General features: G+C 66.7%; 13 protein-coding genes. 7 read left to right on the top strand and 6 right to left on the bottom strand.

Translation table 11 applies throughout. The features are described 5' to 3' along the window. Window positions 1-33 precede the first annotated feature (33 nt). The 3 genes from GT590_RS05650 to GT590_RS05640 form a co-directional block, all read right to left on the bottom strand. The gene (locus GT590_RS05650) at window positions 34-636 is read right to left on the bottom strand and encodes a putative ABC transporter permease (protein WP_009608519.1); all 603 of its coding nucleotides are present in this window, start codon (window positions 634-636) and stop codon (window positions 34-36) included. A gap of 15 nt (window positions 637-651) precedes the next feature. Next, window positions 652-1,755 (bottom strand): putative ABC transporter permease, encoded by a 1,104-nt coding sequence (locus tag GT590_RS05645; protein ID WP_009608531.1) that lies wholly within the window; start codon window positions 1,753-1,755, stop codon window positions 652-654. Between the two features lie 161 nt (window positions 1,756-1,916). Then, on the bottom strand, window positions 1,917-2,360 hold the full coding sequence (locus GT590_RS05640) for a zinc ribbon domain-containing protein (protein WP_009304409.1): 444 nt from the start codon (window positions 2,358-2,360) through the stop codon (window positions 1,917-1,919). A gap of 171 nt (window positions 2,361-2,531) precedes the next feature. Here GT590_RS05640 and thrH point away from each other — a divergent pair, with 171 nt between their 5' ends. Continuing rightward, the gene (gene thrH / locus GT590_RS05635; protein WP_035577066.1) at window positions 2,532-3,134 is read left to right on the top strand and encodes a bifunctional phosphoserine phosphatase/homoserine phosphotransferase ThrH; all 603 of its coding nucleotides are present in this window, start codon (window positions 2,532-2,534) and stop codon (window positions 3,132-3,134) included. On the opposite strand, the gene GT590_RS05630 is transcribed toward thrH, so the two are convergent. Then, window positions 3,124-3,777, bottom strand: a complete 654-nt coding sequence (locus GT590_RS05630) for a TetR/AcrR family transcriptional regulator (protein WP_009304407.1) — start codon at window positions 3,775-3,777, stop codon at window positions 3,124-3,126. The genes thrH and GT590_RS05630 overlap by 11 nt on opposite strands. A gap of 140 nt (window positions 3,778-3,917) precedes the next feature. Here GT590_RS05630 and GT590_RS05625 point away from each other — a divergent pair, with 140 nt between their 5' ends. The 3 genes from GT590_RS05625 (at window position 3,918) to brnQ (ending at window position 7,852) form a co-directional block, all read left to right on the top strand. Further along, a complete protein-coding gene (locus tag GT590_RS05625) occupies window positions 3,918-5,342 on the top strand; it encodes an ABC transporter permease (RefSeq protein ID WP_009608565.1) in 1,425 nt (474 codons plus the stop codon). A 385-nt stretch (window positions 5,343-5,727) separates the two neighbouring features. Beyond that, complete coding sequence (locus GT590_RS14490) at window positions 5,728-6,519, top strand: rhomboid family intramembrane serine protease (protein ID WP_009608532.1); 792 nt, start codon at window positions 5,728-5,730, stop codon at window positions 6,517-6,519. Further along, a complete protein-coding gene (gene brnQ / locus GT590_RS05615; protein ID WP_009608575.1) occupies window positions 6,512-7,852 on the top strand; it encodes a branched-chain amino acid transport system II carrier protein in 1,341 nt (446 codons plus the stop codon). Before GT590_RS14490 ends, brnQ begins: the two co-directional genes overlap by 8 nt. Window positions 7,853-7,883: 31 nt before the next feature. Here brnQ and GT590_RS05610 read toward each other — a convergent pair whose 3' ends face one another. Together GT590_RS05610 and GT590_RS05605 are read right to left on the bottom strand one after the other, a co-directional pair. Then, the gene (locus GT590_RS05610) at window positions 7,884-9,002 is read right to left on the bottom strand and encodes a hypothetical protein (protein WP_009304402.1); all 1,119 of its coding nucleotides are present in this window, start codon (window positions 9,000-9,002) and stop codon (window positions 7,884-7,886) included. 127 nt (window positions 9,003-9,129) lie between these two features. After that, complete coding sequence (locus GT590_RS05605; protein ID WP_009304401.1) at window positions 9,130-9,600, bottom strand: hypothetical protein; 471 nt, start codon at window positions 9,598-9,600, stop codon at window positions 9,130-9,132. A gap of 216 nt (window positions 9,601-9,816) precedes the next feature. Here GT590_RS05605 and GT590_RS05600 point away from each other — a divergent pair, with 216 nt between their 5' ends. The 3 genes from GT590_RS05600 (at window position 9,817) to GT590_RS05590 (ending at window position 14,018) form a co-directional block, all read left to right on the top strand. Then, the gene (locus GT590_RS05600; RefSeq protein ID WP_009304400.1) at window positions 9,817-12,426 is read left to right on the top strand and encodes an RNA helicase; all 2,610 of its coding nucleotides are present in this window, start codon (window positions 9,817-9,819) and stop codon (window positions 12,424-12,426) included. Window positions 12,427-12,648: 222 nt separating this feature from the next. Further along, a complete protein-coding gene (locus tag GT590_RS05595) occupies window positions 12,649-13,209 on the top strand; it encodes an RNA polymerase sigma factor (protein WP_009304399.1) in 561 nt (186 codons plus the stop codon). Beyond that, entirely contained in the window at window positions 13,206-14,018 is an 813-nt protein-coding gene (locus tag GT590_RS05590) for a hypothetical protein (protein WP_035577049.1), read from the top strand. The genes GT590_RS05595 and GT590_RS05590 overlap by 4 nt, the downstream gene beginning before the upstream one ends. Window positions 14,019-14,035 lie beyond the last annotated feature (17 nt).

The following is a 14,035-nucleotide window of genomic DNA, read 5'->3' as shown; positions in this document are numbered from 1 at the left end:
CCGGAGCTGAACGGCATCGGGGCCTCGCCGCGTTCAGGCGAACTTGACGGCGCAAAGGACGACGAACCCGATGACGACGACAGCTGCCAAAAGGTTCATCGCGCGCAGCGGGAGCTTCCCGAGGGCTTTCTGGCACAGCGGGTAGACGATCCATGTGTACAGCATGGCCACGGCCGCCAGTGCGAGGTCATTTACGAGCCATGCCTGGCCGAGGATGTTGAACGGCAGCTGCGAGTTGTCCCACAACGGGTATTCGCCGGCGGCGTTCGGCTGGTTCAGCATGAACCCCATGGCCAGTTCCATGAGCATGCACACGACCACGGTGGCGGCGAAGAACTGGATCCCGGCGCTGACGAGGGTGGCGCGCCGGGCGACCAGCGCCGTCTTGAGCGGCATCAGCACGAGCGCGCAGACGACGACGCCCACGCCGTACACGAGAAACGGGTACATCGGGTCGTCCCACACAAGCGAATCGGCATCGACGATGCCGAATACGTTCATGAACGAGCAGTAGACGATCTCCATCCAATGTCCCAGCACGCTGAACACGCAGAAGTACACGGCCAGGTTCCGCCAGAACGCGAAGGAGCCGGGCTCGTAGCCGTACCGCTCGTCTTCTTTGGAGAGAATGGGCATGGACGCTGGGTCGTCCTAGCCGGCCGCTTCAGAATCGTAGCTGTACGAGAGCTCGATCGAGGTTGCGTCCGAGGAGCCGGCATCGTCGGCGTCGTCGAGGTCGGGAAGCGCCACGTTCACGTAGTACAGGAAGATCAGGATGCAGAAGCCGACGGTCACGGCTATGAAGGCGATGTTCATGCCGTCCCGGGGGACCTTGCTCAGCAGCTGCTCGAGCGCCGGGTAGATCACCCAGGTCATGAGCGTGGCCACCACGCCGAAGGCGATGGCGTTCTGCAGGCACACCTGGCCCATGAAGTTGCAGAACATATCGGAGTAGTCCCATAAGGGCAGCTTGCCGTCAGGGCCGGGCTGGTTGACCATGAGGCCCATGACCAGCTCGATGGCCGTGCAGACGAGCGCGTTGACGACGAAGCTGATGAGCAAGGGCACCACGCGGCTGCGGATGCGCTTTTCGAGGAAGTTCTTGACGGGGTACAGCAGAAGCACGCACGCCACGGCTCCGAACCCGTACACGATGAAGGGGTAGAGCCAATCCGACCAGATCTGGGAATTCGGGTCGTAGGTGCCGGGTATCATTCCGAAGCGGATGAGCGTGCAATAGGCCGCCTCCATCCAGTGTCCCACCACGCTGAACACGCAGAAGTAAATGATGATGTTGCGCCAGAACGCCCAGGTCCGAGGCTGGTAGCAGTCCAGGTCCTTCGCGAGCTCGCGTTGTTTGACCTCGGCGTCGAAGGGCTGCGTCAGCACGGCTTTCGCGCGTCTCGACGTGAGGAAATACGCGAGCAGGATGAGGTCGGGCGTGCACGAGAACAGCTGGCCGACAAGGCTGAAGTGACCGGTCGCGATGTTGAAGGCGGTTCCGATGAAGATGTTGAACAGGCTGAACCCGATGATGAAATGGCGCGCCAGGCGTTTGCGCTGCCAGATGAGCCAGAAGCTGATGCTGTCGAATATCAGGTTGACGAAATCGAGGATGTTCGAGAATTCCAGCTCGTAGCTGCCTTTGATCAGGAACGCCAACAGCGAGATGGTGACGATGACGTTGAATGCAAAGAAGAACTGGAGGACCCGCATGAAGCCGAGCTTCTTCGGGTTGCTGAAGTCTTTCGCCATGGGCTGCGGCTCCAATCACGCGCGACAGATCTATCCTGGTGGCGCGCGTCCCCGATGGCGTTGCGCGCACAGTTCGTCCAGTATATCTCGGCAGACCGGCGGAAGGCGCGTTCGGAAAGGCAGATGCCGCGTTCGCTTCGCAGAACGCGGCGTTCGTGCCGCTACCAGCGTTTGAGCGTGGGGAGCAGGGCGCCCATGAACGAAACGGCTTCGTCGCGCGTGATGTGGCACGACTCGGCCATGAATGGGGCGCAGCGCTCGATCAGCTCCTCGAGCGTCTCGTCTTCCAGAAACGCGCCGTTCGCATAGCACCACGAGCAGTAGTCGGCCGACAGAGAGCCGTCCGCCTCGGTGCCATGATCCTTCTCCTGGTAGAACGGCATGCCGCAGCTTTGGCAGTAGGCGCCGTCGGGCATCTCCAAAAGCAGGGCGACGGGCACATCGCAGGTGGCTGCGATGAGCTTGCACATGTCGATGCCAGGCGTGGTCTCCCCGTTCTCCCAGCGCGATACGGCCTGGCGGGTGACGTAAAGCTTGCGCGCTAGGTCTTCCTGAGTGAGGTTGCGCTCCTTGCGGATGCGGACGAGCACGTCTCCGATGGCCATGGGGGTCCTTTCGTCGTTGGCTTGCGCAACCATTGAACCACGGCGTCGGCCCCGCCGTAAAGAAACAAAGCGTTGCGGGATGCGCTGCGCGGCGGTTGCGGGTATGATGGCATGGCGTTGCTGCAAGCCTGTTGCGAGATGCCGCGTGCGCGGCCGAAGGGAGACGACACGATGTACATTACCTGCCTGGACCTGGAAGGCGTGCTGGTGCCCGAGATCTGGATCGCGTTCGCCGAGGAGAGCGGCATTCCGGAGCTGACGCGCACGACTCGCGACGAGCCCGACTACGGCAAGCTCATGGACTTCCGTCTGGACATCCTGCGCCAGCATGGCCTGGGCCTCAAGGAGATCCAGGAGACCATCGCGCGCATCGACCCCTTGCCGGGGGCGAAGGACTTCCTCGACGAGCTGCGCGCCACGACCCAGGCCGTCATCATCAGCGACACGTTCACCCAGTTCGCCCAGCCCCTCATGGCGAAGCTGGGCTGGCCGGCGCTGTTCTGCAACGAGCTGGAGGTGGCTGACGACGGCACCATCGCGGGCTTTCGCATGCGCTGCCCCGAATCGAAGCTGACCACCGTGCGCGCGCTGCAGTCCTGCGGCTTCGACACCATCGCGGCGGGCGACAGCCATAACGACCTGGGGATGATCAGGGCCAGCAAGGCGGGCTTCCTGTTCCGCAGCCCCGATTCCATCAAGGCAGAGAACCCCGACCTGCCCGCGTTCGAGGAATACGGCGATCTGCTCGCCGCCGTCAAGCAGGCTATGGCTTAACTGCGTTCGCTGTCGCCTGCGGCATCGGCGTTTTCGCGCGGTGCTCGTCGGCGGCGGCGCGCAGCGTCGCCACGACGTTCGACGAAGCGCTCGTGGCGACGCCCGAGCTCAGTATGGCCTGGAGCGGGTTCGCGTGGTCGCCGCGGCAGGCTTCGTCGCTCATGATCTCGACGAGGCCGCCCAAGGTGAACCTCACTACCACCATGGCTTCGCTGCTCAAACGCGTTTCATCGACATGGAACAGGTCGAACCAGGTATGCATGACCAGGTTCTTCAGCGTGGCCACAAGCTCGCTCGATCCGTTCTTGCCGACGACCAGAAGGGCACGGTCGATCCGCTTTTTCAGGTCGGGGTTGCGCAGCAAGGCGTTCGCCTCGATCTCGTCGATGCCTTTCGAAGGCCCTCCGTTCATCAGCAACATGCGCGCCATCTCGCGCGGGAGCATGCTGTCCAGCGCCTGCGCGGCGAGCGCGCCCAAGCCGTCGAAATGGTAGTAGAACGCGTTCTTGTTGACCTGCGCCCGCTTGGCGATCTCGCCGACGGTGATCTGGGCGTACGGTTTCTCGGCGAGGATCTCCCAGAACGCCTCCTCCATGCGCTCGACGGCGGTGGGGCCTTCCTGGTCTTTACGCGGGCGCGCCATGGCTTCTCCTCGAAACTAGTCAGCAGGAACAATATTCACCATTTTTATTAGACGTTGCGACCAATAAAATTGCCTCTTGAGAATAAATCAAGCCGCGGGCGCGGTCAAGCGCCGGCGACGCATTCGGAAGGAGGCTCCCGGTGTTCGAGAAACTCGGGAAAGCGAAGTACGTAGTGCCGCTGCTCATCGGCATCGTGGCGGCATGCGTCATGTCCGTCATGTTCTACCCGATGGCGAACATGGAGATGAAGGGGCTGCCGTTCGCGGTTCTGTCGCTCGACGAGGGCGTGGAGACGCCGCAGGGCGATATGAACGTGGGCGACACCCTGGTCGAGAACATCACGTCCGCGACGGCTGCGGAGGGCGGCGAGGAGTCGCCCATCGCCTGGACGAAGGTGGGCAGCCAGAAAGAGCTGGACGAAGCTCTCGAGAACGGCGAATACTACGGCGCGATCATCGTTCCCGCTGATTTCAGCGCCCAGCAGATGGCGGTCAAGCAGGCTGAGACGAAGGCCTCGCTCGCGCAAGCCCAGGCTTTGATGGCCGCGCAGGCGCAGGCCCAGGCCGCTGCGGCGGCCCAAGCAGCCGCAGCCGGCGGCGAAGCTGCCGGAGGTGGCGACCAGGCTGCGGCCATGGCTGCTGCCGCCGCAGGCGGGGAGGCTGCGGGTGGCGACCAGGCTGCCGCGATGGCTGCCGCCGCTGCGGCGCAGGGAGGGGATGCGGCGGCGGCCGCGCAGGGCGATGCGGCTCAGGCCGCTGCTTTGGCCGCCGCCGCGCAAGACGACGGGGCTTCCGAGGCTGAGGAAGTGGAGGCTCCGGCTCTCAAGGTGCTCATCGACAAGGCGAAGAGCCCGCTCGTGGCCAGCCAGATGGGCGCGAGCATCCCCTCGATGTTCCAGCAGATGGGCGTCGACGTGGACGTGGAGACCATTCACGAAGGGTCGGCTTCCGATGGCGACGGAGCGGCGGCCAATCCCATGTCCGGCATGGTGTCGCTGCAGCTTGCCATCATGCCGCTGTTCATGGTGTCGATGATGACGGGTCTGTTCCTCAGCCGCATCTTAGGAAAGAAGACGGATGCGACGAGCGCGGAGCGCTGGAAGTCCATCGGGATCCAGGCGGCTTACGCCGTCGTGGCCTCGCTGATCGTCAGCCTGTGCGCGTTCTGCATGCTGCTGTGGATCGCCGGTATCGAGGCTCCCATGGACGCCATCGTGCCGTTCATGTGGCTTGCCAGCTTCTGCGTGATGCTCGTGTTCATCGGCGCGTTCAACATCTCCACGGCGCTTGGCGGCCTGCTTGCGCTCGTCGGGTTCGCGTTGGGCATGATGACGGGCACGTTCCCCTTCGAGGCTCTGCCGGCGTTCTGGCAGGATTGGGTGTACCCGTGGGCCCCGCAGCGCTTCATGAGCGAGGGCATCCGCGCCATCCTGTATCTGGACGCGGGCGCCTGGAACGCAGGGAGCCTGCCGCTCCTGATCGTGGGCGCGGTCGGCGCGGTGCTGACCTGCATCGCCGCTCTCGTGCCGGGCAAGAAGGACAAGAGCGAGACGGTCGCCGCCTAGGCGGAGAAACCGCTTGGCGTTGCACGTGGGGGGCGGGCTTCGGCTCGCCCCTTTCCTTTTGTCGCGCGATTCGCGCCCAACCTCGCCCTTTCGCTGCACGCAAGGCGTCGAAACCGTGCGTTCGCGGCGAAGAAGGCTGGGCGACGGCTTCAGGTGACGGTTCTGGCGCGTTGGGAACCAGAAGGCGGCGCACGTCGGTGCGTGTCATCCCTCCTTTGCGCGCGCCTCCGCCATGTCGAAGCGATCCTTTCAGGCGCATACTCGGCTCGCAGCGCAGCCTTTCCGCTTTCGTAAGGAATGGACGTGAAGTGCAGAATCATCGACCGGCTCTATCCTCGTGGTAGTATGTTCCGACTTTCGATATACGACGTTCGAGGAGAAAGACGTGCCATACAAGGTGAACGAGCCGGTGGAACCGCAACAAAGGGCGGTCATCGATGATGACCAGCTGAAACGGATGATGGCGGACAGCCAGCCGAGCTTCTTCGAGCGCAACCGTTATCGGCTGGTCACGCTCGCGCTCATCGCGATCAACGTCGCCGTGTTCGCGCTCGAGGCGGTGCTGTCCGGCATGCGCATCGACATTTCCACGCGCACCCTCGTGGACATGGGCGCGATGTACGCGCCGCTTGTCCAGTCGCCGGCCGACCTGTACCGTTTCGTCACGCCGATGTTCCTTCATATGGACCTCATGCACCTCGGTTTCAACATGGTGGCGCTGTACAGCGTGGGCGAGGTGTTGGAGCGCACGCTGGGTCGGGGCAACTACCTTGCGCTGTACTTCATCGCGGGAATAACGGGCAATGCGGTGTCCTATGCGGCCGATGTGCTGCTCGGCGGCGGCTCCGCGGTGAGCGCCGGAGCTTCGACCAGCGTGTTCGGCCTGTTCGTGGCCGTGGCGCTGTTAGCCGTGCTGCATAAGGGGAACCGTTCGCTCTTCACGCAGTACAGCAAGGGCATGTTGGGGGTCATCGCCGTGAACGTGGCGTACACGCTGCTCGTGCCGAACATCTCCGTGAGCGGGCATCTGGGAGGGGCGCTTGGCGGGCTCGTCGCCATGTTCATGATCCCGGCAGCCAGCCTGCGCGTGCCGAATCCCGTGCGCGTCGTCGTGGCCGTGCTGTGGGTGGCGGCGCTCGTGTGGCTGCTCGTTTCGCAAGGGGTGCTCGGTGTCTAGCGGGCGGCGCGCAGTCGCGCTGCGGCCGGGTCAGCTGCTGGCCGTGGGCGGCATGCTGTTCTCGATGTTCTTCGGTGCGGGCAACCTCATCCTGCCCCCGCTTCTGGGATTGCAGGCGGGTGATCAGGCGATCCCCGCCATGACGGGTTTCTTGATCGCGGGTATCGGCTTGCCGGTGCTCGGCATCGTGGCGGTGGCCGTGTGCGGCGGCGTACGCGAGCTGGCCGGGCGCGTGAGCCCGCTGTTCGCCTCGGTGTTCATCGCGCTCATGTACCTGACCATCGGGCCGTTTCTCGCCATTCCGCGCACGTCTTCGACCGCCTTCGAGATGCTAAGGCCCCTGCTGCCCGTAACCGATGCGGCCGGCCTGGGCGTCGCAACGGCGGCGTTCTCCGTCGCGTTCTTCGGCGTGGCGTTCGCGCTGGCGCTGCGACCCGGGCTGTTGTCGCGCGTGCTGGGGCGTTTCTCTGCGCCCGCCCTCATCTTGCTCATCGTGCTGGTGGTCGGCGCCTCCGTGCTGGGCGGCGCGCCCGCGCCGACGGCTCCGCAGCCGCCCTATGACGCGAGCCCGCTGTCGAACGGTTTTCTCACGGGGTACCAGACCATGGACTTGCTGGCGGCGCTGTGCTTCGGCATCGTGGTGGCTGCGAACGTTCGCGAGCTGGGCGTGAGCGACCCGAAGCGCGTGGCGGGCTCCATTTCGGGCGCGGGCCTCATCGCCGGAGCGCTCATGATGGCCATCTACTGCGGGCTGGCGTTCGTGGGCTCGGCGATGGGCTCGACGATGCCCGACGCGGCCAACGGCGCTTCCATCCTCGCGGCGTCGGCCAGCGCGCATTTCGGCCCGGCGGGTACGGTCATCGTGGCGGCCATCTTCCTGCTGGCCTGCCTCAACGTATGCACGGGGCTCATCTCGTGCTGCTCGGAGTACTTCTCCGAGGCTTTTCCGCGTATCCCGCTTCCGGCGTGGGCGGCGGCGTTCGCCGCGTTCAGCTGCGCGGTGTCGCTCGTGGGGCTCGATGCCATCCTCGCGTTTTCCGCACCGCTTCTGGGCGCGCTCTATCCGCCGGCCATCGTGCTGGTGGTCATGGGCCTCGCGCACGGGCGCTGCGACCGGCTGCCGCGCATGTGGCCCTGCGCCGTGCTGGCGACGGCGGCGTTCAGCGTGGCCGTGGGCCTGCGCGACGCGTTCGCGCCGGGCGCGTGGCTGCCCCTCGATGCGCTTCCGCTTGCCGACGCGGGCCTCGGATGGATTGCGGTCGCCATTGCGGGCGCGGCGGCGGGCGCAATGTGGTCGCTCGCTGAGCGCAGGCGGCGCACGCGACGGGCGTGAGCGCCCGACTCCGGATTCGTGGCGGTTTTCCCTACAGCCCCAGGCCCTTCGCCACGTTGGCGATGAAGTCCTGGACGTTCGTCACGATGCCGCGCGAGGCCAGAGAGCCGCGGTCGATGAGCTTGTTCACCGCGAACTCGGCGATGTCCACGCAGTAGAAGTACACCTGGCGCACGGTGCCGTCCGCGAGCACGCGGTACGATGGCGTCATGTTGCCCGTGGCGATGGTGTGCAGCATGGTGGCCATGCACACGACCGTGGTGGCTTTGCGCAGGTGGGAGCGCATGGCGTCCTGCGCATCGTAGGCGTTGCCCAGCACGCACGGAAGCGGGCCGTCGTCGCGGATGGAGCCGGCCAGCACGTAGGGCACGCCCTTCTTCTCCAGCGCGTGCATGATGCCGCCCGACACCTGCTCCTCCTCGATGAACCGGCCGATGGAGCCGTACAGCCGCACGCGGTTGATGGTGTCCAGGTGGTTGTAGTGGCCGAGCGGGCGGTTCTCCTGCGTCTCGATGTCCTGGCCGAGCGCCGTGTGGAAGTAAGAGCCCTCCAGATCGTGCGTGGCCAGCGCGTTTCCGGCGAACACCGCGTCGACGTAGCCCGCCTCGATGATCTTGGAGAACGCCGTGCGCGAGAAGCCGTTGAACGAGAACGCCGGCCCCATCACCCACACGACGTAGCCGTGTTCGCGCTCGTGCTTCAGCAGCTCGTAGAGCTCGTCGTACTCGCGGGAGAACGCCGTCTCGCGCGAGCGCCCCAAGCGGAAGGCGAAGTTGTCGGCGTGGCGCCCTGCGTCGGCCAGCTCGCCTTCGCCGTCCGGCGCGGGGTCGAACCCGGTCGTGTGGACGTAGATGCCCTGCTCTCCCGACTCGGTGCGCCCGCACACGATGGCATCTCCCGCGCGGATGTGGCGGAACTCGCGCACGAAGATGCGTCCGTCCTCGCAGACGGGAACGCAGTCCATGCGGCTGTCTTCCGCGAGCAGCCATGCGCCGTCGATCTTGAAGTACTCGGGGTAGATGCTCATCGCGTGGTAGCCTTCTGGCGCCACGCCGTCTTTCGGCGCCGGCAGCAGCACGGCGTCGGGCGCGCCGGCCAGCGGCTCGCGGTGGAAGTCGGGAGCGGTGTAGGGGTTCAATGCGAAGCTCATGGGCTGCCTTCTCTCCAAGGCCGGCTGAGGACGTCCGGCTGCTTTCGTTCGCATGCGATTATACACGGCGACGAGGCGAAGGCTTCGGAGGACTCGCCCGCATCGCGGGCTTCGCGCGCCGGCGAGTCTACAGCAGCTTGGCCAGCTTGTCGATGGCCGCGTTGCACGAGTGCCCCTGCACCAAGCCGACCTTCGCGGTGAAGGCTGTGAGCTCGATGCGCGCGCCGCCGCCCGTGGACACGAGTTCGGCGACGACGACGGCGGGGTTCGCGACGATGCCCTTGTTGAAGTAGGCGACGTAGGGGTTGCCCGTCGGAGCCTCGTGCAGCGTGATCAGGCTTTTGCGGATCTGCGCCGCCGCGTTGCGCAGCCTGTCGTAGGCTTCGTTGCCGGAGCGGCCCAGCTCCACGACGCGCGTCTCGGTGCGCAGCTTGGCCATCTTGGCGTACGCTGCCGAGGAGTCGCCCATGCCGATTCCGCCCACGACGGCTTCCAGCGCATCTCCGCTCATGATGCCGTCGAGCACGGCCAACGGGTTCGCTCCGGCTTTCGCCTGGCCTTTCGCCAGGATGTTCCTGATCTCGTTCGTCGCTTGCATGGGCGGCTCCTCTCCTCGCGTTCCGAATGCGCCCATCATAGCTGGAGGATCCACACCGAAAGGACACCAAAGACGCAGCCGCGATCTGCCATCCCGAGCGAGCGAAGCGTCCTGCAGCGCGGCGTGTTCTTTTCCCGTTCGCGGCCGTCCGAAGGCGGCGGTTGCGGGTAGAATGGAACCTTATCGTCATCCCTGATTTCCGGAGGTCGTTCCCGCATGGTCGAGCGCGCAGCAGAAGAAACGTCGGAACCCGAGGACGCGGCTTTCGCGCACGGGTCGCTGGGGCGGCTCGCGCCCGCGTGGTGGGAGCCTGCCGAGGGTGAGCCGGAGCCCGAGCCGTGGTTGACGCCCGATGCGGCGCTCGACCGCTTCCTCGACTGGACGGCGGCGCGCGGCATAGAGCTCTGGCCCCATCAGGAGGAGGCGCTCATGGACCTCATGGTGGGCGACCATGTGATCCTAGGAACGCCCACGGGGTCGGGAAAGTCGCTGGTGGCGCTGGGGATGCAGTTCATGGCGCTGGCAACGGGGAGGCGCTCGTACTACACGGCGCCCATCAAGGCGCTGGTCAGCGAGAAGTTCTTCGATCTCGTGGAGGTGCTGGGACGCGAGAACGTGGGTATGATCACGGGCGACGCGCACATCAACGCCGAGGCGCCCGTCATCTGCTGCACGGCCGAGATCCTGGCGAACCAGGCGCTGCGCGAGGGCGAGGACGCCGACGTGGGCTGCGTGGCCATGGACGAGTTCCACTTCTACGGCGACGCCGACCGCGGCTGGGCGTGGCAGGTACCGCTGCTGACGCTTCCGAAAACGCAGTTCCTGCTGATGAGCGCCACGTTGGGCGACGTGGGCGCCATCGCGGCTCGCCTCAAGAGCCAAACCGGGACCGACGTGGACGTGGTAGCCGACGCCCCGCGTCCCGTGCCGCTGTCCTACGAGTACGTGGAGATGCCGCTGGAGGGCACGGTGGAGCTGGCCCTGCGCAAAGGCGAGGCGCCGCTGTACCTCGTGCATTTCGCGCAGGACGCGGCGCTGTCCACCGCGCAGGCTCTGTCGAGCTTCGGCGTGGCATCCAAGGAGCAGCGCGAGCTCATCAAGGAGGCCGTCAAGGGAACCCGGTTCACCACGGCGTTCGGCAAGACGCTCAAGCGTCTGCTGGCCAGCGGCGTGGGCGTGCACCACGCGGGCATGCTGCCGCGCTACCGGCTGCTGGTGGAGAAGCTGGCCCAGCAAGGCCTTCTGCCCGTCATCTGCGGCACCGACACGCTGGGCGTGGGCATCAACGTGCCCATCCATACCGTGGTGCTCACGCAGCTCACGAAGTTCGACGGCTACAAGATGCGCCGCCTGCGCGCCCGCGAGTTCCATCAGATCGTCGGGCGGGCGGGAAGGTCCGGCTTCGACACCGAGGGCATGGTGGTGGCGCTGGCGCCCGAGCACGACATCGAGAACGCGAAGCTTCTGGCGAAGGCGGGCGACGACCCGAAGAAGATCCGCAAGATCAAGAAGAAGCAGCCGCCCGAGGGCTTCGTCACGTGGAACAAGCAGACCTTCGAACGCCTGATAGAAGCGGTGCCCGAGACGCTGAAGCCGCGCATGAAGATCACCCATTCCATGGTGCTGTCCGAGGTCGTGCAGGGCGGCGACGCGTACGGCCGCGTGCGCAAGCTCATCGACGACTCGGCTCAGACCGACGAGGAGAAGCGGGCGCTCGTCGTGCGCGCCGACGAGATATTCGACACGCTGACCAGCGCCGACGTCATCGAGCAGGTGGAGGGCGAAGGGGGCGTCGTCGAGTACGCGTGCACGGTGGACCTGCCGGAGGACTTCGCGCTCGACCAGCCGCTGTCGCCGTTTCTGCTGGCGGCGCTGGAGCTTTTGGACCCGGAGAGCGACTCGTTCGCCCTCGACGTCATCTCCATGGCCGAGGCAACGCTGGAGAACCCGCGCCAGGTGCTGCGTGCGCAGGAGCGCGCCGCGCGCGACAAGGCCATGCAGGACATGAAGGCCGACGGCATCGAGTACGAGGAGCGCCTGGAGCGCCTCGCCGAGATCACGTACCCGCGCCCGCTCGAGGAGCTGTTGGACGCGGCGTTCGAGCGCTACTGCCGGGAGGTGCCGTGGGCGCGCGACTTCCAGCTGGAGCCGAAGTCGGTTCTGCGCGACATGCTGGAGAGCGCGTCGGACTTCAAGGGCTACGTGCAGCGCTACGGCATCGCGCGCTCGGAGGGGACGCTTCTGCGCTACCTGTCCGACGCCTACCGCGTGCTCGATCGCACGGTGCCGGCGGACAAGCGCGACGAGCGGTTGGCGGACGTCATCGCGTGGCTCGGCTTCGTGGTGCGCTCGGTGGACTCGAGCCTCGTGGACGAGTGGGAGAGCGCGGGCGCGGCCGTGGACGTCGCGCCGCCGACGGCGGGCGACGTCGTGGTGCACGACCGTCGCGGCCTGACCGTGCTCGTGCGCAACGCGCTGTTCCAGCGCGTGCGGCTGGCCTCGCAGGGACGTGTGGCCGAGCTGGGCAGGCTCGATGCGGAATGGGGCTGCGGCGAGCCGCGCTGGCAGCGCGCCCTCGACGCGTACTTCGAGGCGCACGGGCAGATCGCCATCGACGCCGACGCGCGCTCCGCAGCCTTCCTTTCCATCGACGAAGCCGACGAGCAGGCCGAGCACGTGTGGCATGTGCGCCAGATATTCAGCGACCCCGAGGGCGACCACGATTTCGCCATCCAGGCCGACGTCGACCTCGACGCTACCCAGGAAGAGGGCGAGGCCGTGTTCAAAAACTTCCGCGTGGGCTTCTTCGAGGAGCTGGGCGAATGAAGGCGCGTCGATAGATGCCTCTGGATGAGCGCGATTTCCCTGCAGGGCTCCGGAACGGGCCCGGAACGGTTGTTCCGGGCCCGTTCCGCGTCTTAGAGCGATCGGTTTCCGCAGGACGGATCCTTTTTTCGAAAAACATTCCATACTGGTGAACCTCGAGGCTTCTCGGCGCTACTAAGGGGTTGAAGGCGATCGGCAGCGACAAGACGGAAAGGCGGTGGCATGGGCGAGCAGGATGCGGACGATGCGCTGGCGCGCTCGGCGCTCGTGCGGATCGCGCGCGGGGACGAAGGCGCGTTGGAGGAATTGCATAGCCTGTACGCGTCCGCCGTGTTCGCATTCGTCTCGGCGCGCCTGGGCGACCGCGGGGCGGCCGAAGAGGCGGCGGTGGACGTATGGCTGGGATGCTGGCGCTCGGCCGCGGCGTTCCGGGGCGACAGCCGGGTGCTCACGTGGCTGCTGGGCATCGCAAAGCGCCAGGCGTGCATGCGCATGCGGCGGATCCGGCCGGAGGAGCTTCCGCTCGACGAGGACTTGACGCAGCTGGCCGACGAAGCTGGCGACCCGTCGGACGCGCTCATGGCGCAGGCGGGAGTCGGCGAGATCATGGCCGCCTTGGACGCGCTTCCGGCCGCGTTGGCCGAGACGGTGCGGCTTGCCTGGCTGCACGAGCTTCCGTACGCGGAGATCGCGCAGGTGACCGACGTGCCGGTGGGCACGGTGAAGTCGCGCGTGTCCCGTGCGCGTGCGCTGATGCAGGAGACGTTGGGAGGTCGGCTATGAGCTTGAGGGAAGAACGGCCGGACGTGGCGAGCGCCACTATGAAACAGGCGCTGAGCCGACAGGAGCGGGAATGCGCCGCTGGCGCGCCTTCGTTCGCGCGTATCGCGGCGCGCATCGCGGCCGAACCGTCGGCTTTCGAGGCTCCCGCCTGGTCGGTGCGCAAGAGCGCGCGCCTCGCGGCCGATCTGGCGGTTGCGCAGGCGCGCGTGGTGCCGCGCGCGGTGTTGCCTGCGGCTCTGATCATAGCCGCGGCGGCTGCGGGCGCGGCGTGCTTCGCGGTGTCTGCCGGCGCGGCGGGCGCGGCTCCCTGGTGGTTCTCGACGCTTCTGCTGCTGGGCGTGGCGATCACCGTGACGGCAGCGCTCTCGACCGACGCGGCCGACGCGTTGGCGCTGGCCATGCCCCTGGGGCCGCAAACGGTGCTGCTCGCTCGCTTGACGACGGTGCTGGGCGTCGATGCGCTCGCGGGCCTTGCGGCTTCGGCGGCGTTCGCCTGGTGGGGCGCGCCGCTCGGCTTCGGCGCCGTGGTGCTGTCGTGGCTGGCGCCGCTGGCCGTCGTCGCGGGCGTCTCGGCTTTCGTCTCCGTGTGGACCGGCTCTCCATGGGCTGCGGGCGTCGCGGGCGCTGCGGCAGCGGCCTTGGCGGCGCCGGTCGGGCGCGCTGCGGCCGACGGAGGGATGGCGGCGGCGCTGGCCGGGTTGCAGAGCGCGATCGGGCCCGAGGTCGTGTTGGCCGCGGGCTGCGCCTTGCTGGCGGCGGCGGTGGCCACGGCGCGACGGGCGACGATCGCCCGCTTGGAGTCGGCATGATGCTCGGTGGGCGAGAG

It is taken from the genome of Eggerthella sp. BIOML-A1, from assembly GCF_009875595.1.
Taxonomy (GTDB): domain Bacteria; phylum Actinomycetota; class Coriobacteriia; order Coriobacteriales; family Eggerthellaceae; genus Eggerthella; species Eggerthella lenta.
The sequence above is the reverse complement of the archived record's forward strand: the minus strand, read 5'-3'. Positions and strand labels throughout refer to the sequence as shown.